Source organism: Devosia neptuniae, from assembly GCF_025452235.1.
Taxonomy (GTDB): Bacteria; Pseudomonadota; Alphaproteobacteria; order Rhizobiales; family Devosiaceae; genus Devosia.
The window spans coordinates 460,335-481,027 of sequence record NZ_CP104965.1 but is presented as its reverse complement, the minus strand read 5'-3'; the positions used below and the strand labels follow the sequence as shown (position 1 = coordinate 481,027).

Sequence of the window (20,693 nt, the reverse complement as noted above, 5' to 3'; positions counted from 1 at the left end):
GCTCGCCGGTGGCAAAACGAAGAAAAGGGAACCGATCATGACACGACCACCCATGCGCCGCGGCGGCAGCGCCCTCGATCAGGCCGAAGCCGCCTTCAAGGCGGTAACCAGCAAACCTGCCGAAGCCGCGCCCGCGCCAAAGACGATAACGCCGCCCAGCGGCAAGGAGCTGGTCTCGCTGCGCCTCGACCGCGATGTGCTGGAGCATTTCCAGGAAGACGGCCCCGGCTGGCAAGACCGCATCAACGCCGCCCTGCGCGCGAGCGCCGGACTGGAATAGAGGTCGTTTGGCGCTAAGCCGCGCCCGCCACGCCCATTTCCGCCCAACCCTGCCGCTTGCGATAGATCGTCGATGGGCTGATTTCCAGCGCCGCCGCCGCCAGCGAGACATTGCCGCCAAAGCTGGCAATGGCGTCCTCGATAATGCGCTGTTCCTGCTGCCACATTGGCAGGATCGCCGGCCGCCGTCCCACTGCTGGCGTCGCCACTGCCATCGTCCCACGCGATTCCACATCGGCCGCCGACAGCATGGCGGCAGTGATGTCCCCGCCGTCGAACATCACCACCAGCCGCCGCACCAGGTTCTGCAATTGCCGCACATTGCCCGGCCAGTTCGCCGCTGCCAGCACGGCGCCGGCCTCGCTGGTAAAGCCGGAAAAGCCCTTATGCTCTTCCCGCCCGTAATGCTCGAGGAAATGCCGCGCCAGCACCATGATATCGGTCGGCCGCTGCCGCAGCGGCGGCAAATGAATGGGCAGCACATGCAGCCGGTAGAACAGGTCCTCGCGGAACTTCTTCTCGGAAATCAGCTGCATCGGATTGCGATTGGTGGCGCAGATCACCCGCACATCCACTCGCCGCACGCCCGATTCACCCACCCGGCTCAGGGTCCCGGTCTGCAGGAATCGCAACAGCTTGCTCTGCAACGACAGATCCATTTCCCCGATTTCATCGAGAAACAGTGTGCCGCCATCGGCCAGCTCGGCCGCGCCCTTGCGGTCTTCATGCGCGCCGGTAAAGGCGCCCCGCGCCACGCCGAACAATTCGCTTTCCATCAGGTCGCGCGGAATGGCCGCGCAATTGATCGCCACCATGCGCTTGCCGGCCCGCGGCCCCTCGGCATGCAGCGCCTCGGCGCACACATCCTTGCCCGTGCCGCTCTCGCCGGTGATGAACACCGGTGCCGACGAGGTGGCGATCCGCCCGATCTGCTCATAAACGAACTGCATGGCGCTCGAAGCGCCGATAAATCCGGCATAATCGGCCATCCGCCCGCCGCTATTGGCTTCAAGGCTGAGCGCGCGGCCCTTGCCATGCCGCTCGGCCAATTCGCCGATCTTGGCGGCCAAAGCCGGTCCGGTCACGGGCTTGGCCATATAATCATGCGCCCCGGCACGCATTGCGCCCACGGCTGCCGAAACCGATGCCCCATCCGACAGCGCCAGCATTAGTGCACCATTGGCCAGCCGCGTCATCCGCGCTACCGCCTCTTCGCTCCGCTCATCCAGATCGCTCAGGCTCGACAAATCCGCCAGCACAATATCGAAACGCCCTTCGCGCAGCGCGTCGGCAGCCTGCCGTCCTGTCGCGGCGAGCGTGATTCGCGGCGCGGTGACCAGGTTCTGCGCCAGGCCTTCGGCAGTAAGCTGCGCGGCGACCGCATCGCGCTCGACCAGCAGCAAACGGCCCTGCGACATGCTGTCGCTTCGAGTGTGCATCGCCATACGGCCGGTCCTTTAAACGTCAAATCCGCCCGGCTTCGGCACGCCGTCATGGCGCCCATCTCCGGTGTTGCCCCGATTGTTGGTCAACAGGGTAAATAAACCGTATTCGAGCGTGCCGTTTCGGCGCTTGATCGCTGCGCGCACACACGATTAAGTCGCCGCCATGGAAGAAGACCAACCCCCCGTCGACATGTTCGTACCCATCGGCCGCGGCGTTGCCCAGGCCGGGGTGCGCATCGCCAATGAACGCGCGGTGCTGACGCTGGTCGCCATTTTCCCAGGCCTGTCCAATGCGGATCTGGCCCGGCGCACCGGGCTTGGGCCGCAAACCACCTCACGCATCGTCTCCGACCTCGAAGCCCGCTCCATGGTCATGCGTGGCGAGGTGCTGCGCGGCCGCCGCGGCCAGCCGGCGACCCCCTTTTTCTCAACCCCCGCGGCGCCTATTGCATTGGCGTCGAAATCGGCTGGCGCCACCGCGAAGTCCTGCTCTACGACCTGGCCGGACGCACTCTCGCCACCCTGCGCTCCAGCTACGAATATCCCGACGCAACCAGGATTTTCGCCGATCTGGCCGCCGATGTACAAATTATGCGCGACGCCCTGTCGCCGCAGGATCTCGAGCGGCTGGTCGGCATTGGCCTGGCCGCCCCCACCTTCATCCATGGCAGCATCGAGCGCATCGGCGGGCCGCCCGAACAGGTCGAGCTCTGGCGCAGCATCGATGTCGCCGCTCGCCTCGCTGCGGCCACCGGCCTGCCCACCGATTGGTTCAATGACGGCAGCGCCGCCTGCTGGGCCGAAATCCTGGCCCAGCCACTGCCTCGCCCCACCACCTTCGCCTATTTCCAGGTCGGCACTTTTGTGGGCGCCGGCATCGTCATGAATGGCGCGCTGTGGGAGGACCCCTCGGGCAATGCCGCCGATCTGGGCAGCATCATTGTCGCCGGTGCCGATGGCGCCCCCACCTATGCCCATATGGTGGCCTCGCTCAACGCGCTCGATCGCCGCCTGACCGAAGCGGGAATGCGCCGTCCGCGCGGCTTCCCGCAGGAGTGGGATTGGACCGCACTCGAACCCGTCGCCTCCGCCTGGATCGATGAGGCTGGGCGGGCCCTGGCTACCGCCGTGCTCAGCACCCGCGCCATGATCGATATCGAAAAGGCCGTGATCGACGGGGTCATTCCCCGTTCCATTCTCGCGCGCCTGCTCGAGCGGACCACCCATTATCTCGCCCAGATCCCCGATCTGGTGCGCCCCCGCCCGCGCGTCGAGCCCGGCGTCCAGGCCAGCTCAGCCGCCGCCACCGGCGCCGCCCAGCTCTACCTCTACCGCCGCTACTTCTCCCGCAGCTGGCATCTGCTGGTCACCTAGAGCAGACGGGGGTAACCCGCCAATGCCGCTTTTGCCCGGGATAGCGCGATGCTAGAAGGGGAAGCCGAATCCCGGCGCGTGGAAAGGGTTCAGGTCCGCCCGTGCAGGCACTGGTTTACACATTCATCGGACTTGCAGCGGTGGGCATTGGCGCCATCGCCTATTTCGGCCTGACTTTCACCCCCGCCGAAGCCATTCTCGCCGCCGTGGTCTTTGGCTGCGTCTGCGTCGTCCTGCTCGAGCGCAGCCTGCGCCAGCGCGCCGAACGCCGGCTCGAAAAGGCCATCGAAGACCTCTCCCGCCTGCTCGCCACCGATGCCCAGGCCGGGGCCGTCCTGGGCCAACGCATCAATGCCCTGACTGATCTCGATGCTGGCGGGCGCCTTGAAGGCGTCGAGGCCGATATTTCCGTTCTGGGCACCGTCATCCGCCAGGTCGCCGAAGCCGTCGCCGAAATCGAAGAACGCGCCGCTCGCCCCGGCCCTGCGCGCCGCCCCATCGGGACTGCCCCGCTGCCGGCCAATACACGCGAACCCGAGCCGATCATTCCGCTCGATACGCTGCGCCGCTCGGTCGCCGAAAACCGTCTCATCTATCATGCCCAGCCCATCGTCACGCTGCCCCAGCGCCGCCCGCAGGGCTATGACCTGGTGCCCCGCCTCACGCTGGAAAATGGCGACCTGGCCGACAGTGCCGATTTCATGCCCAGCCAGGGCGGCGATGATGTGCTGACCCAGATCGAGGCCGTGGGTCTGCTCGAAGCCATCACTATCGCCCGCCGCGCCCGCACCGGTGGCCAGCCGGTCAATCTCTATATTCCGCTCTCCCGCGCCACCCTGGGCACTGCCGAAGGCTTCGGCCAGCTCATGGCCACGCTCGAGGCCAACCGCGCCATCGCCGCCGCGCTGAGTTTCCGCATCAACGCCAACCAGTGGCAAGCCCTCACCACCGGCGAGCGCGCCATTGCCGATGCCATCGCCAAAAAAGGCGTCAGCTTCTCGTTGTCGGGCGTCACTTCCCTGCGCGTCGATATCGCCGAACTCGCCGCCCAGGGCGTCCGCTCCCTGCGCATCGACGCCGCCCGTTTCATTGAGCGCCCCGAGGATTTCACCGACTATCACCCCGCCGATATCGCCAATTACCTCGCCCGCTTCGACGTCACCCTGCTCGCCACCGGCATTGCCGGCGAAGCCCAGATCGTCGAACTGCTCGATACCGGCATCACCCTGGTGCAAGGCCCTTACATCGCCAGCCCCGGCCCCATCCGCCCCGACCTCATGGCCGAACCCCTCCGCCAAGTCACCCGCCAGCGCGTCGAGGTCTAGGCGCCTCCCTGCACCCATTGCAAACCCGCCCCGCGCCGCTTTTTGCTTGATCCTGGCCCGCAAGCTGCCACATAGGACGTGCCTTCCACCGCGCCGGATCTCAGCCATGACCCAGACCATTCCCAACATTGCCGGTCTTTCCGATCTGGCGGGCCGTTACGATGCCGTCCTCAGCGACGTCTGGGGCGTGGTGCATAACGGGGTCGCCGCGTTCCCCAGTGCCGTCGAGGCGCTGGCCGAATTCCGCCGGGCAGGGGGCAAGGCCGTCTTCATCACCAATGCGCCCCGGCCATCCGGCCCCATCGTCGATCTGCTCGATGATCTGGGCGTCGTGCGCGAAGCCTATGACGCCATCGTCTCCTCGGGCGATGCCACCCGCACCATGATCGCCAAATATTCCGGCCGCGCCATCCACCATGTCGGCCCCGCCACCGAGGACGACGCGCTCTACGAAGGCCTCAATGTCCGTCGCACCGGCCCCGAAGAGGCCGAAGTGGTCGTGGTCACCGATCTCGATACCGATGAAGACACGCCCGAAATGTACCGCGAGCGCGCCAGGCTCTGGCTCGCCCGCAAGTTGCCCATGATCTGCGCCAATCCCGACCGCGTGGTCGAGCATGGCGACAAGATCATCTATTGCGGCGGCGCTCTGGGCGATCTCTACGCCGCCATGGGCGGCATGGTGCTGATGGCCGGCAAGCCCTATCAGCCCATTTACGAGGAAGCCTTCCGCCTCGCCGAAGTCGCTGCCGGCCGCAAGCTCGACAAGTCCCGCGTCCTCGCCATCGGCGATAGCGTGCGCACCGATGCCACCGGCGCCGCCCAGTTCGGGCTCGATCTGCTGTTCATCACCGGCTCCATCCACGCCGCCGAACTCGACGCCTTCGGCAAGCCCGATCCGCAGGCCATTGCCGATCTTGTCGCCCCCAGCCGCGCTCATCTGGCCGGCTTCCTGCCGCGCCTCTCCTGGTAATCGCCGTGCCCGATTTTCTCCGCCTCTCCGATCTGGCTGCCGTCCCGGCCTCGCTGCGCGGCGCCTATGTCGCCATCGGCAATTTCGATGGCTTCCATCGCGGCCACCAATCGGTGCTCGAAGTGCTCAAGGCCCGCGCCGCCCAGGCCGGCGTGCCGGCCGTCGTGCTCACCTTCGAGCCGCATCCGCGCGACGTCTTTGCGCCCACCCCCTTCATGTTCCGCCTCACCCAGGGCGATGCCAAGGCGCGCCTTGCCGAGGCCTTGGGGCTCGACGCCATCGCCATTCTGAACTTCGACCGCGCCTTCTCCCAGATCGAGGCTGAGGACTTCGTCTCCCGCTTCCTCGTCGATGCCTTGGGCGTCACCGGCGTTATCGTCGGCACCGATTTCCATTTCGGTCGCCAGCGCCGTGGCACCCCCACTTTCCTCAAGGCCGAAGGCGACCGCCTCGGCTTCGCCGTGGAAACGCTCGGCCTGATGGATGAGGGCGACGAGCCCATTTCCTCCTCGCGCATCCGCGCGGCGCTGTCCGAAGGCGCCGTCACCGCCGCCAATCGCCTGCTCGGCTATCACTGGTTCTTCGAGGGTAAAGTCGAACAGGGCGACCAGCGCGGCCGCGAATTGGGCTATCCCACCGCCAATATGGCCGTCCCCACCGGCTTCCAGCTCGCCCAGGGCGTCTTCGCCGTCCGCGCCCGCCTGGGAGATCGCCTCCTCGACGGCGTCGCCGCCTTCGGCAAGCCCATGTTCGACAATCAGCGCCCGCCCTTTGAAACCCATTTGTTCGATTTTGCCGGCGACATTTACGGCCAGACCATTTCGGTGGCCCTCATCGCCCACATCCGCGGCCAGGAAGTGTTTTCCGGCCTGGACGAACTGATCGCGGCCATGGATCGCGACAGCCGCCGGGCGCGCACCTGCATCGCCGACGCCAATCCCATCAGCGCGCTCGATGCGCGTCTGGGGTTTGTGGACTAGCGCCGACCTTCCCCTCCCCTTGAGGGAGAGGGAGAGAAAATCTGCGTTCAGCAGATTTTCGAGGGTGAGGGGTTCTGCGCCATCCCATGCTTTGATGCGCGTGGCTGGCGCAGAACCCCTCATCCGCCCCTGCGGGGCACCTTCTCCCTCAAGGAGAGAAGGAAAGTCCCCCAAAATCATCCTTTGCCCCATCGCCCACGCCTTGCTAAAAGGCGGCCACTTCTTCCCATGCGATTGCTTACCCCATGACCGATACTGCTGCGGGCGCCGCCGAAACCGATTATTCGTCGACGCTCTTCCTCCCGGAAACCGCTTTCCCCATGCGCGCGGGCCTGCCCGAGCGCGAGCCCGTCTGGCTCAAGCGCTGGGCAGACATGGACATTTATAAGCTGCAGCGCGAGCAGGCGGCCGACCGGCCCCTGTTCACCCTGCATGACGGCCCTCCCTACGCCAATGGCAATATCCATATCGGCCACGCGCTCAACAAGACGCTGAAAGACATGATCAGCCGGTCCCAGCAGTTTCTGGGCAACAACGCTGCCTATGTCCCCGGCTGGGACTGCCACGGCCTGCCCATCGAATGGAAGATCGAAGAGCAGTACCGCGCCAAGGGCAAGGACAAGAACGACGTTCCGATCATCGAATTCCGCCAGGAATGCCGCACCTTTGCCGAGCAATGGGTCGATATCCAGCGCGAGGAATTCAAGCGCCTGGGCATCCTGGGCGAGTGGGACGTGCCCTATCTCACCATGAGCTTTGATGCCGAGGCGCAGATCGCCCGCGAGCTGATGAAGGTCTCGATGTCCGGCCAGCTCTATCGCGGCAGTAAGCCCGTGATGTGGTCGGTCGTCGAGCGCACCGCTTTGGCCGAAGCCGAAATCGAATATGCCGATTACGAGAGCGACACGATCTGGGTGAAATTCCCGGTGTTGGGCGCCGCGGCCAATGTCGATACCAAGGCCGAGGGTGGCTTTGCCGCCAGCGCCGATGCCATCCGTGGCCTTAATGGCGCCTTCGTCGTCATCTGGACCACAACGCCCTGGACCATCCCCGCCAACCGCGCCATCAGCTATTCCAGTAAGATCAGCTATGGCCTCTACGAAATCACCGAGGCGCCCGAAGGCAATTGGGCGACCACCGGCGAGCGCTATGTGCTGGCCGATAACCTTGCCGCCGAAGTCTTCACCAAAGCCAAGGTCACCGGCACCAAGCGCCTGCATGATGTCGATCCCGGCACCATCACGGCCTGCGCCCATCCGCTGCGCGGCTTTGGCGGCGGCTACAATTTCGATGTGCCCCTGCTCGATGGCGACCACGTCACCGACGATGCCGGCACGGGCTTCGTCCACACCGCTCCTGGCCACGGCCTCGATGACTTCGAGATCTGGATGAATTCGGGCCGCCTGCTCGCCGAGCAGGGCATCGACAGCGCCATCCCCTATGTGGTGGGCGATGACGGTTTCTACACCAAAGATGCCCCCGGCCTCGACGGCGCTCGCGTCATCGATGACAATGGCAAAAAGGGCGACGCCAATCAGCGCGTCATCACGGCTTTGGCCGAGCGCCACGCCATGGTCGCCCGTGGCCGCGTCAAGCACCAATACCCCCATTCCTGGCGCTCCAAAAAGCCGGTGATTTTCCGCAATACCCCGCAATGGTTCGTCTATATGGACCGCGATATCAGCGCCCAGGACGGAGACACATTGCGCGCCCGCGCCTTGCGCGCCATCGACCAGACCAAGTTCTATCCCGCCGCGGGCCAGAACCGTCTCCGCTCGATGATCGCCGACCGCCCCGATTGGGTCCTCTCGCGTCAGCGCGCCTGGGGCGTACCGATCACGGTTTTCGTCAACAAGCAAACTGGCGAAATCCTCAAGGACGAAGTGGTCAATCACCGCATCGCCCAATCCTTCGAGGAAGAGGGCGCCGATGCCTGGTACAAGCCCGGCGCCGCCGAGCACTATCTGGGTTCGCAGTACAAGGTCGACGACTATGAAATGGTCACCGACGTGCTCGACGTATGGTTCGACTCCGGTTCGACCCACTCCTTCGTGCTGCGCAACAAACAGAAATGGCCGCATCTGAAATTCCCGGCCTCGATGTATCTCGAAGGTTCCGACCAGCACCGCGGCTGGTTCCATTCGTCGCTGCTCGAAAGCTGCGCCACCAACGGCTTTGCCCCCTATGACAGCGTGCTCACGCATGGCTTCACCATGGATGGCGAAGGCCGCAAGATGAGCAAGTCGCTGGGCAATACCGTCGCCCCGCAGGACATCATCAAGCAATATGGCGCCGATATCCTGCGCCTCTGGGTGGCCTCCTCCGACTATTCGGAAGACCTGCGCCTGGGCAAGGAAATCATCCAGACCACGGTCGATAGCTACCGCAAGCTGCGCAACACTTTGCGTTGGCTCTTGGGCAATCTCGCCCATTACCAGCCCACCGACGTGGTCGCCTTTGCCGATATGCCCGAGCTCGAACGGCTCATGCTGCACCGTCTGGCCCAGCTCGATGGTCAGGTCCGCACCGCCTTCAAGGAATATGATTTCCGGCGCGTGGTAACCCTGCTCGGCAATTTCATGAATATCGAATTGTCGGCCTTCTACTTCGATATCCGCAAGGACGCGCTTTATTGCGATCCGATCTCCTCGGTGCGCCGCAAGGCCTCGCTCACCGTGTTGCATCACCTGTTTGATTGCCTCACGGCCTGGCTCGCGCCCATCCTGGTTTTCACCATGGAAGAATGCTGGCTGGAGCGGCACCCCGAAGAGGGCGCCTCGGTCCACCTGCGCCTCTTGCCCGAAGTCCCAGCCGAATGGCTCGATGATGATCTCGCCAATAAATGGCAGCTCATCCGCGCCGTCCGCCGCGTGGTCACCGGCGCGCTCGAAATAGAGCGCCGCGAAAAGCGCATCGGCTCCTCGCTCGAAGCCGCGCCCCAGGTCTTCATCGCCGACCAGCGCTATCTCACCGCGCTCGAAGGCCAGGACCTCGCCGAAATCGCCATCACCTCGGGCATTTCCCTGGCAACCAGCGAAGGCCCGGCCGACGGCTTCCGCCTCGAAGACGTCCCCGGCGTCGCGGTCGTCCCAGCTCTGGCCGTCGGCAATCGCTGCGCCCGCTCGTGGAAAGTTCTGCCCGAAGTCGGCTCCGACCCCGACTTCCCCGACGTTTCCCTGCGCGACGCTCAAGCCCTGCGCGAACGCGCCGAATTGGGGCTGTAGCCACTTCCTTCCCTCTCCCCTTGAGGGAGAGGGACGACATTTCTGCGTTCAGCAGAAATGACAGGGTGAGGGGTCCTGCGCCCACCCATTGCTGCAATGCCGAGGGAAGATACCCCTCATCCGCCCCTTCGGGGCACCTTCTCCCTCAAGGGGAGAAGGGAAGAGAGGAGCCGGGCCAAAAGAATGAACATCACCAAACTCACCAACCCCGCCACCTACTTCTCCCTCACCGCCGCCATTCTCGCCTTCGGCATCGATCGCGCCCACAAGGCCTTCCAGGTCTCAGCCGATTGCATCGCGCTGGGCGCGGCGCCCTGCGTCGAGGTCTTCACCTCCTACATTCCCGTCTCCATGACCAATTGGCGCGGTGGCGAAGTCGTCCGCGTCACCGATTTCTTCGACTATGTCCTGGTTTGGAATACCGGCATTTCCTACGGCCTGTTCGATAGCCTGCCGGTCTGGGGCCTGGGCGCCATCATGCTGGTCGCCATCGCGCTATTGTCGATCTGGTGGTGGCGCGCCGATTCGCGGCTGATCCGCATGGGTCTCGCCCTCTGCATTGGCGGGGCGCTGTCCAATGCGCTCGATCGCCTGCTCTATGGCGCGGTGGCTGATTTCTTCCATTTCCACTGGCAGAGCTATTCGTTCTACATCTTCAACATCGCCGATGTGGCCATCACGCTGGGCGTCATCCTGCTCATTGCCGACATGTTGGGCATCGGCCGCCCGCGCGCCGCCAAGGCGTGATTTCATTGGCGAACACTTTACTGCCAGAATCTGGCCTTACGCGGCAGGATGCTATATAAGCGCGGCCGAAATCGTGAAGGACGTTGCATGCGTATTGGATTGATCGGGCGCGCGATTGCTCGCAAGGCCTCAATGGCGTCACTGGGCCTGTTGCTTGCGGCCACCCTGGCTGCCTGCACGACCGTGGAGGGCACCAATGCCCTTACCGATGCGGGTACATTCGAGCGCGAGGTGATGAGCTCCACCGCCCGCGGCTTCGGCCTGATCCCCGGCGAAACGCCCAAGGAAGAACCCACCCAGGCCCGCGCCCCGCTGGTGCTGCCGCGCAATGCCGAAAATCTGCCGGCTCCCACCACGGCCGTTGCCGTCGCCCAACTGCCCGCCAATAGCGACGCGGTGCGGATCGATGCGTCCGGCCTCACCGAAGCCGACCTCACTCGCCTGCGCAATGCCAAGGTCGTCGACCTGCGCTCCATGTCCGGCCGCCCGCTGACCGAAGCCGAAGCCCGCGCACTGACTGCCCGCATGACGGCCGCCAATATGGCGGTCGGGGTCAATGGCAAGCGCCCGCTCTATCTGCCGCCGGACGAATATTTCACCCGCGTCGGCAATGCCGACATGGTCTGCCGCAATCCAGCTGGCCAGATCGTTTCGCTCAGCGATCCGAGCTGCCCCGAGGAAATCCGCCGCGCCCTGCGCAGCGCTGGCCCGACCGGGTCGGGCATGCTTGGCGGTGCCATCGATTCGGAAATCCGGGATATGAAGAAAGACTGATCGCCAGCTCTTCTGGCATCTTTCCCTGCGCCCCGCCCTGTGCGGGGCGTTCTTTTTGTGCGATGGGATGTCCCATTGCTCCACCAGCGCCGCCCAAATGGGTCCCGCATGACATGAAGGCACTTCGCCAATGACCGATTCTCCCGCCACTCCCGACACCGGCGACCGCCTCGCCAAGGTCATTGCCCGCTCCGGCCTCTGTTCCCGCCGCGACGCCGAAGCCTGGATCACCACCGGCCGCGTCAGCGTCAACGGCAAGAAGGTGCTGACCCCAGCCTTCAACGTCACCGGCCGCGACAAGGTCATGGTTGACGGCGCCCCGCTCGCCGCCCGCCAGGGCACCCGCGTCTGGCTCTATCACAAGCCTGCAGGGCTCGTGGTCACCGAGAAAGATCCCGAAGGCCGCCCCACCGTTTTCGAAGCGCTGGAACAACACGGCCTGCCGCGCGTCGTCTCCGTTGGCCGCCTCGATATCAATACCGAAGGCCTGCTGCTGGTCACCAATGATGGCGGCCTCAAGCGTGTCCTCGAATTGCCCGCCACCGGCTGGCTGCGCCGCTATCGTGTGCGCGCCCATGGCAGTGTCACCCAGGCGGCGCTCGATCGCCTCAAGGATGGCATCGAGATCGACGGCATTAAATACGGCTCCATCGAAGCCACGCTCGAGCGCGACCAGGGCTCCAATGTGTGGATCGTCATGGCCCTGCGCGAAGGCAAGAACCGCGAAGTCAAGAACGTGCTCGGCGCGCTTGGCCTTGAGGTCAATCGCCTGATCCGCGTCTCCTATGGCCCGTTCCAGCTCAACGATATCCCGGTCGGCGCCATCGAAACCGTCAAGGCCGCGACCCTGCGCGAACAGCTCGGCAAGAAGCTGGCCGAGGCCGCCGATGTCGATTTCGACAGCGAAATGCCCGAAATCAACCAGCTCGTCGGCAAGCCCACCCGTGATCGCCTCACCGGCCGCGGCACCAATACCGTCGAAATCGCCCGCCAGCGTTTCCGCTTCACCGACCACGCCGAAAAGACCGAGGAAGAAATCCGCGCCGAGCGTCCGCGCCAGGATCGCCCCGGCCGCTTCGACAGCCGCAAGCCGACCAAGCGTGTCGATCCGCGTGCCGAAGAAGAGATGGCGCCGCCCCGTCATATTCATTTCGACGAAGATGGCCGTGCCCCCGAGGAATTCGTCGCCAAGCGCGGCGGCAACAAGCCCGCCTGGCGCGATCCCGACGATCAGCCCGCCCGCACCTTCGGCAAGCGTCCCGAACGCCCCGCCAAGCCAGCCTTTGGCGAGAAGAAGTCCTTCGGCGATAAAAAGCCGTTTGGTGACAAGAAATCCTTCGGGGACAAAAAGCCCTACGGCGATAAGAAGTCGTTTGGCGACAAAAAGCCCTATGGCGATAAAAAATCCTTTGGCGACAAGCCGGCCTTCGGCGACCGTCCCAAGCGCGCCTTTAGCGAGCGTCCCGCCGGCGCCCGTGGCTTTGCCGAGCGCAGCGAGCGCCCCAAGCGCGATTTCGGTGATCGTCCGCCCCGTCGTGACGATGCCGGCGCGCCCCAGCGCGGCTTTGCCGAGCGTCCCCGTTCTCCGCGTCCCGAAGGCGGCCGTCCCCCGCAGGATCGTGCCTTCACCGGCACGCCGCGCGGCCCCCGTCGTAGCGATGCAGCAGCGGGCGAGCGCCCAGAGCGCAGCTTTGCGCCCCGCCTCCGCCCCGACAGCGAACGCGGCGACGGCGCAGCCTTTACAGGCGCGCCCAAGCGTCCCGGCCGCAATTTCTCGGAAAAGCCGCGCAGCTTCCGGCCCGATGCCGACCGCGCCCCGCGTCCTGATCGCGGCCCCCGGCCGGATCGCGCCGCTCGTCCGGGCCGTGACAATCTAGGTTCGGAAGCCAAGACCTACGGCAAGCCCAAGACCCGCCCCGATGGCAAGCCCCATCCCAAGCGCGACGGCGCTGCCCCCCAGCGCGGCCCCAAGCCCGGTGGCCGCCCTGCCGCCGCCGGTCGTCCCAGCTCGGGTGGTCGCCCCGCTTCGGGTGGCCGCCCTAGTGCTGGCGCTGGTCGTCCGTCCGGTGGCGCCCGCCCCACTGGCCCGCGCCGTCCCAAGGCGTAAACATTAGGCCCCACCCACAATGTCATCCCCGCGAAAGCGGGGACCTCCGTTTCCTTTCCCTATTCGCAAACAGAGGTTCCCGCTTTTGCGGGAATGACACCGTGAGATAGAGGAAAGGGCGGTGAAATATGGAGATATCCATGCGCATCGTCGCCGGAAAATTTCGTGGCAAGCAGCTGACCTCGCCTTCCGACGAGTCCATCCGCCCCACCGCCGACCGCGTCCGCGAGAGCATGTTCAACATCCTCGCCAGCCGCCTCGGCCCGGTCTTTGATGGCATCCGCGTGCTCGACCTCTTCGCCGGCACCGGCGCGCTGGGCCTCGAAGCCCTCTCGCGCGGGGCCGCCCACGTCACCTTCGTTGATACCGGTGCGGAAGCCCGCGGCATCATCCGCGACCACATCGAGGCCTTCGGGGCAGGGGGCATCACCAAACTCCTGCGCCGCGACGCCACCGACCTGGGCACGCCCGGCACGTTCGGCCAGTTCAACCTGGTCTTCCTCGACCCGCCCTACAACAAGGGCCTGGGCGAACAGGCGCTGGCGGGGCTCCGCACCAATGGCTGGCTCGCCCCCGGCGCCACCATGGTCCTCGAAGACAGCACCGAAGCCACGATCACGCTCCCCGCCGGCTTCACCCTGGAAGACCGCCGCGAATACGGCGCCGCCGCCGTGCATTTCTTGAGCGTGGCTGCCTAAGCGTTCCACTCCCGCCCCAACCACCGGGCGGTCCCTCTCCCTATCAGGGGGAGGTTAGGAGGGGGTACTCCGATCCCAGTGCCTTACGCCGCCACACACTCCGCACACCGCCCACGAATCTCCATCGTGGTCCGCTCGACCTTAAAGCCCTTCTGCCCGGCCCAATCCCCCAGCCGCTCCTCGATCACCGCGTCGGCGAATTCATCCACCTTCCCGCAGCCCTCGCAGATCGCGAAAGCAATCAGCCCACTGCGATGGCAATGCTCATCCGCACAAGCCACAAACGCATTGAGCGATTCCAGCCTATGCGCGAGGCCCCGTTCCACCAGCTTGTCGAGCGCCCGATACACCTGCAGCGGCGCCCGCAGCCCGTCGCCGCGCAGCTTGTCGAGGATATCGTAGGCAGACAATGGCCCGTCCGAATGCGTCAACGCACCCAGCACCAACCCCTGGTTCTTCGTCAGATCATCAGCCCACACATGGTTGTGGCCGCTGTGGTCATCATGCGAATGTGCCATTGTCATGCCTCCTGTAGTCAGACTACTTTCCTGCCATCGCTGGCACCAGCAGTTCAACGTTATGTTTGAACATACCGAGATAGCTCGCTGCCCCCTGGCCGGGTTCTGACAACGCATCGGCATAAAGCTCGCCGCCCACTGTCACGCCGGTTTCGCTGGCGATCTGCCGGATCAGCCGGCCGTCGCTCATGTTCTCGATAAACAGCGCCTTGACCCCATCGGCCCGGATTTGCTCGATCAGCTTGCCCACATCGGCGGCTGAAGCCTCGCTATCGGTCGAAATGCCTTCGGGGGCTAGAAATTCCACGCCATATTCCTCGCCGAAATAGCCGAACGCATCATGGGTGGTAATCACCTTGCGCTGCGCTTCCGGCACGGTATCGATATCGGCGATCACCTTGGCGTCGAGTGCCGAAATCTCCGTCGAATATTCGGCCGCATTGGCCTCATAAACCGCGCAGCCATCCGGATCGACCGCGCACAGCCCCGCCGCCACATTCTTCACATAGAGCAGCCCGTTTTTCAGGCTCTGCCAGGCATGCGGATCGGTCTCGCCATGGTCATGCCCCTCATGGCCATGCTCCTCCTCGGCCATGGCGTGGGTTTTGACGCCCTCGCTGGCCACCACCACCGGGCCGGCAAAGCCCGTCGCTTCGACCAGCCGGTCCAGCCAGCCCTCAAAGCCCAGCCCATTGACGAAAAACACCTGCGCATGGCTCAGCGCCTGCGCATCGGCCGGCTTGGGTTCATAGACATGCGTATCGGCATTGGCACCGACGATCGTCGTCAACTCCACCCGGTCGCCGCCGACACGGGCAACGATATCCCCGAGAATGGAAAAACTGGCCACGACTTTGACTTCCGCCGCACTCGCGGGCAGCGCCAGCATCGCGGAAGTGAGCAGTGTAGCGGTTATGAGCTTCAGAAACATTCTTGGACTTCCTTTGAGAGTGAGCGGGTCTGCCGCCCGGAGAGAGACTTGAGGGTGCAGTCGTCTCCCTCCCCCTTGAGGGGAGGGATCAAGGGTGGGGGTGTCGGGGTCTCAGCAAATATCGAGCCCGCGGCACCACACATTTCAGGCCACCCGATGCCGGGCCGGCCGCGTGGCATTGGTGATGACGCCGCGCCGTCCAAACAGCAGCGACATGAGGTAAATCGCCCCGGCGACGAGGATAATGGCCGGCCCCGAGGCGATGCTCAGGTGATAGGAGGCGAGCAGCCCGAAATAGCTCGAGACCACCGCGATCAGCACCGCCAGCCCGCAGGTGGCCTCAAGGCTGCGCACCCAGAACCGCGCCGCCGCCGCCGGCAGCATCATCAGCCCCACCGCCAGCAGTGTCCCGAGCGCTTGGAACCCGCCCACCAGATTGAGCACCACCAGCGCCAGAAAAATCAGGTGCACCGGGTGACCCGCCTTGCTGACACTGCGCAGGAAGCTGGGATCGAGACACTCCGCCACCAGCGGCCGCCACAACATGGCCAGGGCCACCAGGCTGACCGTCACAATGGCGCCGATCATGATCAGCGCATCATTGTTCAGCGCCAGCACCGTGCCGAACAGCACATGCATCAGGTCCACATTGGAGCCCTTGAGGCTCACCAGCATCACGCCCAGCGCCAGCGAAATCAGATAGAAGGCCGCCAGAGAATTGTCCTCGCGCTGAATGGTGAAGCGCGACACCAGCCCCGCCAGCACCGCAACGATCAGCCCGGCGGCAAAGCCCCCCAGCGTCATCGGCAGAATAGCCAGCCCCGATACGAGAAACCCCGCCGCCGCACCGGGCAGAATGGCATGGGCCATGGCGTCGCCGGTCAGGCTCATCCGGCGTAGCATCAGGAACACGCCAACCGGTCCCGCGCTCAGCGACAGGATGATGGCACCGGCCAAGGCGCGGTTCATGAAGCCGAATTGCACGAACGGCCCGATCAGGAAATCATAGAGGTTCATTGGTGTGCCCCATGCTTGTGGCCATGGCCATCATGCTCATGCCAGGGCGCATGCTCGTCCCAGGCCTCCACCATCTGCCGTGCCCGGCGCAGATTATCCGCCGTCAGCGCTTCTTCCGTGTCGCCCCAGGCAATCGCCTCGCGTGCCAATAGCAGCGTGCGCGGAAAGGCTTCCCGCACCAGCTCGGCATCATGCAGCACGGCAATCACCGTGCGCGCTTCGCCATGCCAGTGCTTGATCAGCTCGGTCAGGTCCGCCACGGTGCGCTGGTCGATGGCGGCGAATGGCTCGTCGAGCAGGATCACCGGCGCATCCTGCACCAGCACCCGGGCAAACAGCGCCCGCTGCAATTGCCCACCCGACAGCGTATCGATCGGCCGCCGCTCAAAGCCGACAAGACCCACCGCCGCCAAAGCCGCTTCCATCTCTTTGCGATCAACGCCGCGAATGGCCGAAAATAGCCCCCGCCGCTTCCAGAATCCAAGCGCCACCAGATCCGCCACCACCGCCGGAAAGCTCCGGTCGATTTCGGCAATCTGCGGCAGGTAGGCAATGTCGCGGCTGTCGATGCCATCGAGCGTCACCCGTCCGCTCAGCGGCTTGATCGCCCCGATCATGCCCTTGAGCAGCGTCGACTTGCCCGAGCCATTGGGCCCCATTACCGCCGTCAGCGAACCGCGCTCGAACGCCCCGTCCAGATGATGCACCGCCGGATGCGCGTCATAGCCCAGCGTCAGGTCTTCGATGCGGATGGCACTCATGACCGCACCAACAGCCACAGCACCAGCCAGATCAACACGATCGCCGGAACCACGATGGCCAGCCGCGCCAGCGCACTCATCTGCGCCAGGCCAAAGCTGCGCCCCCTCGATTTTACCGGGGCGTGCGGATGCGTATGCTGGTGAGCCATGGCCGTTCTTGTGCTATACATGTGTCGACGCAACGTAATAACATTACGGTCGCAATCGTCAAGACCTCACATCACAGCCAACAGCCGATCCTACTTGATCGGGCCCTTGAAGATAAAAAATGCCCCCAGCGCGATCATCCCGAACCCGATGCCGTGGTTCAGCGTCAGCTTCTCGCCAAAGTAGAACACGGTGAACACCGCGAACACCGACAGCGAGATGACTTCCTGAATGGTCTTGAGTTCGGACGGGCTATAGACCGCTTCCCCGATCCGATTGGCCGGCACCGCCAGCCAATATTCGAAAAACGCGATGCCCCAGCTGATCATCACCGCCAGCCACAGCGCCGATGTCGGCCATTTCAGATGCCCATACCAGGCAAAGGTCATGAACACATTGGACGCGAGCAGCAGCCCGATCGGGGCAAAAGTGGCAAAGTTGAAGCCCAAGGCTTCCTCCTGAAAAGGCCAGAAAACCGCCCATTGGCGGTCTCACTGCTTATCCGGCGCCGCATTGCCGCGAAAGTGGATTTCGCATTCGTGCTTATGCCCTAGCGCACATGCTTGGTCGGCTGCTCCAACCCGAACAGATCATCGCTCAGATTATCCATCCGCTCGCGCACCAGGGCCTGCGCGTCATAAACCCCGCGATTGTAGAAATAGGCGCCCATCTTGTCGGCAAAGAACATCATCAGCATCTCGGCCGGAATGGAGCCGATATCCTGGTCCAACTCGTTGCGGAAATAGTCGCGGATCTCATCCACGATCGCCTTGGTTTCCTCGCGGCTGAATTTGATCGGTTTCATCTTATGTCTCCGCAGGTTCTGGCGATCAGGTCTACTGCGAGTCGCCGGTTTCGCCGTTCGCCAAATTGGCTTGAACGCGCCGACCTCGCGCTTGACCTGGCGCCGCTTTTCCTACCAACCACATTGCAGTCGCCCCGATTTAGTGGCAAACCAATCCTCGTGTTGGTTCCCCGCGTCCGTTGTGGCAAGGGGATACCCCGCCCGATGCCTGCGGCGTCAGGCCGAGGCGAAAATGGCGGTGCGCGAGCACCGGAGCGGAGCGTACGTTGGTACGTGAGCACCGGAGCGCAGCAAACTGGCATTTGCAGCCCGGCATCACGCCGCAAGCGACAGGCGGGAAAAGGGAACACGGTGCGACGTACCCATCAGGGCGCAAAACCGTGGCTGCCCCCGCAACTGTAAGCGGTGCATTCCCCTTTCATGCCACTGGCGAATAGCCGGGAAGGCGAGGGGAGTGGTTATCACCGCGAGCCAGGAGACCTGCCGGCACATCAGCCGGGCGAAAAGCCCAATCTATTCCGCGCACGGAGGGTGCTGCCATGAATACCACGATCAATACGACGACCGCCGTCTCCACGTCTCTCTCGCTGTCCCAGCGCCTCATTGCTGGTGTTCTGGCCCTCATGCTCGGTCTGACCCTTCTGGTCGGCACCGGCTTTGCCGGCGATTTCCGCCTGCATAACGGCGCCCACGACACCCGCCACGCCATGGGCTTCCCCTGCCACTAAGGCAGAGCACGAGAGAAAAAATGATCCGCAATTTGTTTGCCGCTGCGCTCTTCGCAGCGCTGGCCGCTGGCCTATTGACCGCCGCCATCCAGCATTTCCGCGTCACCCCGCTCATTCTGCATGCCGAAACCTTCGAGGGTGAAGGCGGCCACAGCCATGGCGAAGCTGCCGTAGTCGCTGACCACGAACACGCCCCCGGCACGGCCGAACACAGCCACGCTGACGCCGCCGCCAGCACGGCCGCCGAGCCCGAAGAATGGGCCCCGCAGGACGGCTTCGAGCGCACTGCCTATACGACGCTCGCCACCGTCCTCGCCGCCGCCGGCTTTGCCCTGGTCATCGGCGCCATCTCCATGTTCGCCAATATCCCCATCACCTTCGCCAATGGCCTGCTCTGGGGCGCCGCCGGTTTCATCACCTTCTCGCTGGCCCCCGCCTATGGCCTGGCGCCCGAGCTCCCCGGCATGCCTGCGGCTGATCTGTTCGCCCGCCAGCTCTGGTGGGTGGGCACCGCCATCGCCACCGGCGCCGCCTTCGTGCTGCTCGCCAAGACTCGCGCCAGCTGGGCCATTGCCGTTTCCGTCGCGCTGATCGCTGCTCCCCACATTATCGGCGCGCCCGTCGCCCCCGATGAGCCCAGCGCCGTGCCCGCCCACCTCGCAACCGAATTCGCCGCCATTACCCTGGGCACCTCCGCCGTGTTCTGGGCCGTGCTCGGCACCCTGTTCGGCCGCCTCAACGACCTCTTTGCCGCCCGCTCGGCGGCCACCCCGATCGGAGCCATTGCATGATCGAAAAGATCCCCACTACTGTCATCACCGGCTTTCTCGGCGCCGGCAAAACCACCCTGGTCCGCCACCTCCTCGCCCATGCCCCCAAGGGCAAGCGCATCGCCCTGATCATCAACGAATTCGGTGATCTGGGTGTCGACAAGGACATCCTGGCCGGTTGCGGCGACGATACCTGCCGCGAAGAGGATATGGTCGAGCTGTCCAATGGCTGCATTTGCTGCACCGTGGCCGATGAATTCATCCCCACCATGCAGGCGCTGCTCGCCCGCCCCGAAAAGTTCGATCACATCGTCATCGAAACCTCGGGCCTGGCTTTGCCCCAGCCGCTGATCCGCGCCTTCAACTGGCCCGAAATCAAGGCGCAGGTCACCATTGACGGCATCGTCACTGTCGCCGATGCCGCCGCCCTCGCCGAAGGCCGCTTTGCCTCAGACGAAGCCGCCGTCGACGCCCAGCGCCGCCAGGACGAAATGCTCGATCATGAAACGCCGCTGGGCGAGCTGTTCGAAGACCAGCTTTCGGTGGCCGATCTCGTCATCGTCAACAAGGCCGATCTGGTCGATCCCGCCATGCTCGATATCGTCGAAGCTAACCTGCGCGCCGAAATGCGCCCCGGCGTCGGCCTAATCCGCGCCCGCAATGGTCACGTCGATATCGCGGCCCTGCTCGGCATGGGCATGTCCTCGGAAGACGATATCGCCAATCGCCCCAGCCACCATGAGCTGGAACATGGCGGGGAAACCCACGAGCACGACGATTTCGACAGCTTCTCCATCCGTCTGCCGTCCATCGGCAGCAAGGATGAGCTGCTCGCCGTCATCGAAGCCACCATCCGCGATCACGATGTGCTGCGCCTCAAGGGCTTTGCCGCCGTTCCCGGCGCCAATGCCCGCCTCGCCATCCAGGCCGTCGGCCCCCGCGTCACCGCCTATTTCGACCGCCCCTGGAAAGATGGCGAGCTGCGCGAAACAGCCCTCGTCGTCATCGGCCAATCCCCCCTCGACCACGCCGCCATCACCGCTAGTCTGCAACGCGCCCTGGCCGTTGCCGCCTAGGCCCGCAAGCCCCA

General features: G+C 64.6%; 21 protein-coding genes, 1 pseudogene and 1 riboswitch. Of the genes and pseudogenes, 14 read left to right on the top strand and 8 right to left on the bottom strand.

Features of this window, described 5'->3' with window-relative positions:
* Window positions 1-37 precede the first annotated feature (37 nt).
* Window positions 38-280: a BrnA antitoxin family protein gene (locus N8A98_RS04855; RefSeq protein WP_113123969.1), complete on the top strand. Its 243-nt coding sequence runs from the start codon at window positions 38-40 to the stop codon at window positions 278-280.
* Between the two features lie 13 nt (window positions 281-293).
* Here N8A98_RS04855 and N8A98_RS04850 read toward each other — a convergent pair whose 3' ends face one another.
* Window positions 294-1,697, bottom strand: coding sequence for a sigma-54-dependent transcriptional regulator (locus N8A98_RS04850; RefSeq protein ID WP_262169605.1), 1,404 nt, complete (start codon window positions 1,695-1,697; stop codon window positions 294-296).
* A 190-nt stretch (window positions 1,698-1,887) separates the two neighbouring features.
* Here N8A98_RS04850 and N8A98_RS23350 point away from each other — a divergent pair.
* From N8A98_RS23350 to rsmD, 10 genes and pseudogenes are all read left to right on the top strand, one after another.
* Window positions 1,888-2,067 (top strand): annotated as a pseudogene (locus tag N8A98_RS23350) (sugar kinase); the annotation flags it as partial.
* Window positions 2,068-2,174: 107 nt separating this feature from the next.
* Window positions 2,175-3,098, top strand: a complete 924-nt coding sequence (locus N8A98_RS04845; RefSeq protein ID WP_315974553.1) for an ROK family protein — start codon at window positions 2,175-2,177, stop codon at window positions 3,096-3,098.
* A 101-nt stretch (window positions 3,099-3,199) separates the two neighbouring features.
* Window positions 3,200-4,423, top strand: coding sequence for an EAL domain-containing protein (locus N8A98_RS04840; protein ID WP_262169604.1), 1,224 nt, complete (start codon window positions 3,200-3,202; stop codon window positions 4,421-4,423).
* Window positions 4,424-4,529: 106 nt separating this feature from the next.
* Window positions 4,530-5,396, top strand: coding sequence for a TIGR01459 family HAD-type hydrolase (locus N8A98_RS04835; RefSeq protein ID WP_113123961.1), 867 nt, complete (start codon window positions 4,530-4,532; stop codon window positions 5,394-5,396).
* 5 nt (window positions 5,397-5,401) lie between these two features.
* Entirely contained in the window at window positions 5,402-6,376 is a 975-nt protein-coding gene (locus N8A98_RS04830; RefSeq protein ID WP_262169601.1) for a bifunctional riboflavin kinase/FAD synthetase, read from the top strand.
* Window positions 6,377-6,621: 245 nt separating this feature from the next.
* On the top strand, window positions 6,622-9,600 hold the full coding sequence (ileS, locus tag N8A98_RS04825) for an isoleucine--tRNA ligase (protein ID WP_262169600.1): 2,979 nt from the start codon (window positions 6,622-6,624) through the stop codon (window positions 9,598-9,600).
* Window positions 9,601-9,783: 183 nt separating this feature from the next.
* Window positions 9,784-10,347, top strand: a complete 564-nt coding sequence (gene lspA, locus N8A98_RS04820; protein WP_262169598.1) for a signal peptidase II — start codon at window positions 9,784-9,786, stop codon at window positions 10,345-10,347.
* 87 nt (window positions 10,348-10,434) lie between these two features.
* Window positions 10,435-11,121, top strand: a complete 687-nt coding sequence (locus N8A98_RS04815; RefSeq protein WP_262169596.1) for a hypothetical protein — start codon at window positions 10,435-10,437, stop codon at window positions 11,119-11,121.
* A 130-nt stretch (window positions 11,122-11,251) separates the two neighbouring features.
* Window positions 11,252-13,228: a pseudouridine synthase gene (locus tag N8A98_RS04810; RefSeq protein WP_262169595.1), complete on the top strand. Its 1,977-nt coding sequence runs from the start codon at window positions 11,252-11,254 to the stop codon at window positions 13,226-13,228.
* Window positions 13,229-13,368: 140 nt separating this feature from the next.
* The gene (gene rsmD / locus N8A98_RS04805; RefSeq protein WP_262169593.1) at window positions 13,369-13,926 is read left to right on the top strand and encodes a 16S rRNA (guanine(966)-N(2))-methyltransferase RsmD; all 558 of its coding nucleotides are present in this window, start codon (window positions 13,369-13,371) and stop codon (window positions 13,924-13,926) included.
* Window positions 13,927-14,009: 83 nt separating this feature from the next.
* Here rsmD and N8A98_RS04800 read toward each other — a convergent pair whose 3' ends face one another.
* The 7 genes from N8A98_RS04800 to N8A98_RS04770 all read right to left on the bottom strand — a co-directional run bounded on the left by N8A98_RS04800 (window position 14,010) and on the right by N8A98_RS04770 (window position 18,105).
* Entirely contained in the window at window positions 14,010-14,444 is a 435-nt protein-coding gene (locus tag N8A98_RS04800) for a Fur family transcriptional regulator (RefSeq protein WP_262169591.1), read from the bottom strand.
* Between the two features lie 22 nt (window positions 14,445-14,466).
* Window positions 14,467-15,375: a metal ABC transporter substrate-binding protein gene (locus N8A98_RS04795; protein ID WP_262169590.1), complete on the bottom strand. Its 909-nt coding sequence runs from the start codon at window positions 15,373-15,375 to the stop codon at window positions 14,467-14,469.
* A gap of 144 nt (window positions 15,376-15,519) precedes the next feature.
* Window positions 15,520-16,392: a zinc ABC transporter permease AztB gene (gene aztB / locus N8A98_RS04790; RefSeq protein WP_262169588.1), complete on the bottom strand. Its 873-nt coding sequence runs from the start codon at window positions 16,390-16,392 to the stop codon at window positions 15,520-15,522.
* Window positions 16,389-17,153, bottom strand: a complete 765-nt coding sequence (gene aztA / locus N8A98_RS04785; RefSeq protein ID WP_262169587.1) for a zinc ABC transporter ATP-binding protein AztA — start codon at window positions 17,151-17,153, stop codon at window positions 16,389-16,391. Before aztA ends, aztB begins: the two co-directional genes overlap by 4 nt.
* Complete coding sequence (locus N8A98_RS04780; protein ID WP_262169585.1) at window positions 17,150-17,302, bottom strand: hypothetical protein; 153 nt, start codon at window positions 17,300-17,302, stop codon at window positions 17,150-17,152. The genes aztA and N8A98_RS04780 overlap by 4 nt, the downstream gene beginning before the upstream one ends.
* A gap of 90 nt (window positions 17,303-17,392) precedes the next feature.
* A complete protein-coding gene (locus N8A98_RS04775) occupies window positions 17,393-17,749 on the bottom strand; it encodes a DMT family protein (protein WP_035101760.1) in 357 nt (118 codons plus the stop codon).
* Between the two features lie 101 nt (window positions 17,750-17,850).
* Complete coding sequence (locus N8A98_RS04770; RefSeq protein WP_262169584.1) at window positions 17,851-18,105, bottom strand: DUF2164 domain-containing protein; 255 nt, start codon at window positions 18,103-18,105, stop codon at window positions 17,851-17,853.
* Between the two features lie 293 nt (window positions 18,106-18,398).
* A riboswitch (cobalamin riboswitch) is annotated at window positions 18,399-18,607 on the top strand.
* Window positions 18,608-18,644: 37 nt separating this feature from the next.
* On the opposite strand from N8A98_RS04770, the gene N8A98_RS04765 reads away from it, so the two are divergent.
* Genes N8A98_RS04765 through cobW form a run of 3 tightly spaced genes read left to right on the top strand, consistent with a single transcriptional unit; the run spans window position 18,645 to window position 20,679 of the window.
* Window positions 18,645-18,833: a CbtB domain-containing protein gene (locus N8A98_RS04765; RefSeq protein WP_262169582.1), complete on the top strand. Its 189-nt coding sequence runs from the start codon at window positions 18,645-18,647 to the stop codon at window positions 18,831-18,833.
* Window positions 18,834-18,853: 20 nt separating this feature from the next.
* Window positions 18,854-19,624, top strand: a complete 771-nt coding sequence (locus N8A98_RS04760) for a CbtA family protein (protein ID WP_262169581.1) — start codon at window positions 18,854-18,856, stop codon at window positions 19,622-19,624.
* Window positions 19,621-20,679 carry a cobalamin biosynthesis protein CobW gene (gene cobW / locus N8A98_RS04755; protein WP_262169579.1) on the top strand — a complete coding sequence of 353 codons (1,059 nt, stop codon included), beginning with the start codon at window positions 19,621-19,623 and terminating at the stop codon, window positions 20,677-20,679. The genes N8A98_RS04760 and cobW overlap by 4 nt, the downstream gene beginning before the upstream one ends.
* Window positions 20,680-20,693 lie beyond the last annotated feature (14 nt).

What these genes read in the sequence shown, in the direction of transcription:
- N8A98_RS04765 (WP_262169582.1), top strand. Translation starts at nt 18,645, where the DNA reads ATGAATACCACGATCAATACGACGACCGCCGTCTCCACGTCTCTCTCG.
- N8A98_RS04780 (WP_262169585.1), bottom strand. Translation starts at nt 17,302, where the DNA reads ATGGCTCACCAGCATACGCATCCGCACGCCCCGGTAAAATCGAGGGGG.
- cobW (WP_262169579.1), top strand. Translation starts at nt 19,621, where the DNA reads ATGATCGAAAAGATCCCCACTACTGTCATCACCGGCTTTCTCGGCGCC.
- aztA (WP_262169587.1), bottom strand. Translation starts at nt 17,153, where the DNA reads ATGAGTGCCATCCGCATCGAAGACCTGACGCTGGGCTATGACGCGCAT.
- N8A98_RS04760 (WP_262169581.1), top strand. Translation starts at nt 18,854, where the DNA reads ATGATCCGCAATTTGTTTGCCGCTGCGCTCTTCGCAGCGCTGGCCGCT.
- N8A98_RS04850 (WP_262169605.1), bottom strand. Translation starts at nt 1,697, where the DNA reads ATGTCGCAGGGCCGTTTGCTGCTGGTCGAGCGCGATGCGGTCGCCGCG.
- rsmD (WP_262169593.1), top strand. Translation starts at nt 13,369, where the DNA reads ATGCGCATCGTCGCCGGAAAATTTCGTGGCAAGCAGCTGACCTCGCCT.
- N8A98_RS04770 (WP_262169584.1), bottom strand. Translation starts at nt 18,105, where the DNA reads ATGAAACCGATCAAATTCAGCCGCGAGGAAACCAAGGCGATCGTGGAT.
- N8A98_RS04795 (WP_262169590.1), bottom strand. Translation starts at nt 15,375, where the DNA reads ATGTTTCTGAAGCTCATAACCGCTACACTGCTCACTTCCGCGATGCTG.
- N8A98_RS04800 (WP_262169591.1), bottom strand. Translation starts at nt 14,444, where the DNA reads ATGGCACATTCGCATGATGACCACAGCGGCCACAACCATGTGTGGGCT.
- N8A98_RS04835 (WP_113123961.1), top strand. Translation starts at nt 4,530, where the DNA reads ATGACCCAGACCATTCCCAACATTGCCGGTCTTTCCGATCTGGCGGGC.
- aztB (WP_262169588.1), bottom strand. Translation starts at nt 16,392, where the DNA reads ATGAACCTCTATGATTTCCTGATCGGGCCGTTCGTGCAATTCGGCTTC.
- ileS (WP_262169600.1), top strand. Translation starts at nt 6,622, where the DNA reads ATGACCGATACTGCTGCGGGCGCCGCCGAAACCGATTATTCGTCGACG.
- N8A98_RS04855 (WP_113123969.1), top strand. Translation starts at nt 38, where the DNA reads ATGACACGACCACCCATGCGCCGCGGCGGCAGCGCCCTCGATCAGGCC.
- N8A98_RS04810 (WP_262169595.1), top strand. Translation starts at nt 11,252, where the DNA reads ATGACCGATTCTCCCGCCACTCCCGACACCGGCGACCGCCTCGCCAAG.
- N8A98_RS04815 (WP_262169596.1), top strand. Translation starts at nt 10,435, where the DNA reads ATGCGTATTGGATTGATCGGGCGCGCGATTGCTCGCAAGGCCTCAATG.
- lspA (WP_262169598.1), top strand. Translation starts at nt 9,784, where the DNA reads ATGAACATCACCAAACTCACCAACCCCGCCACCTACTTCTCCCTCACC.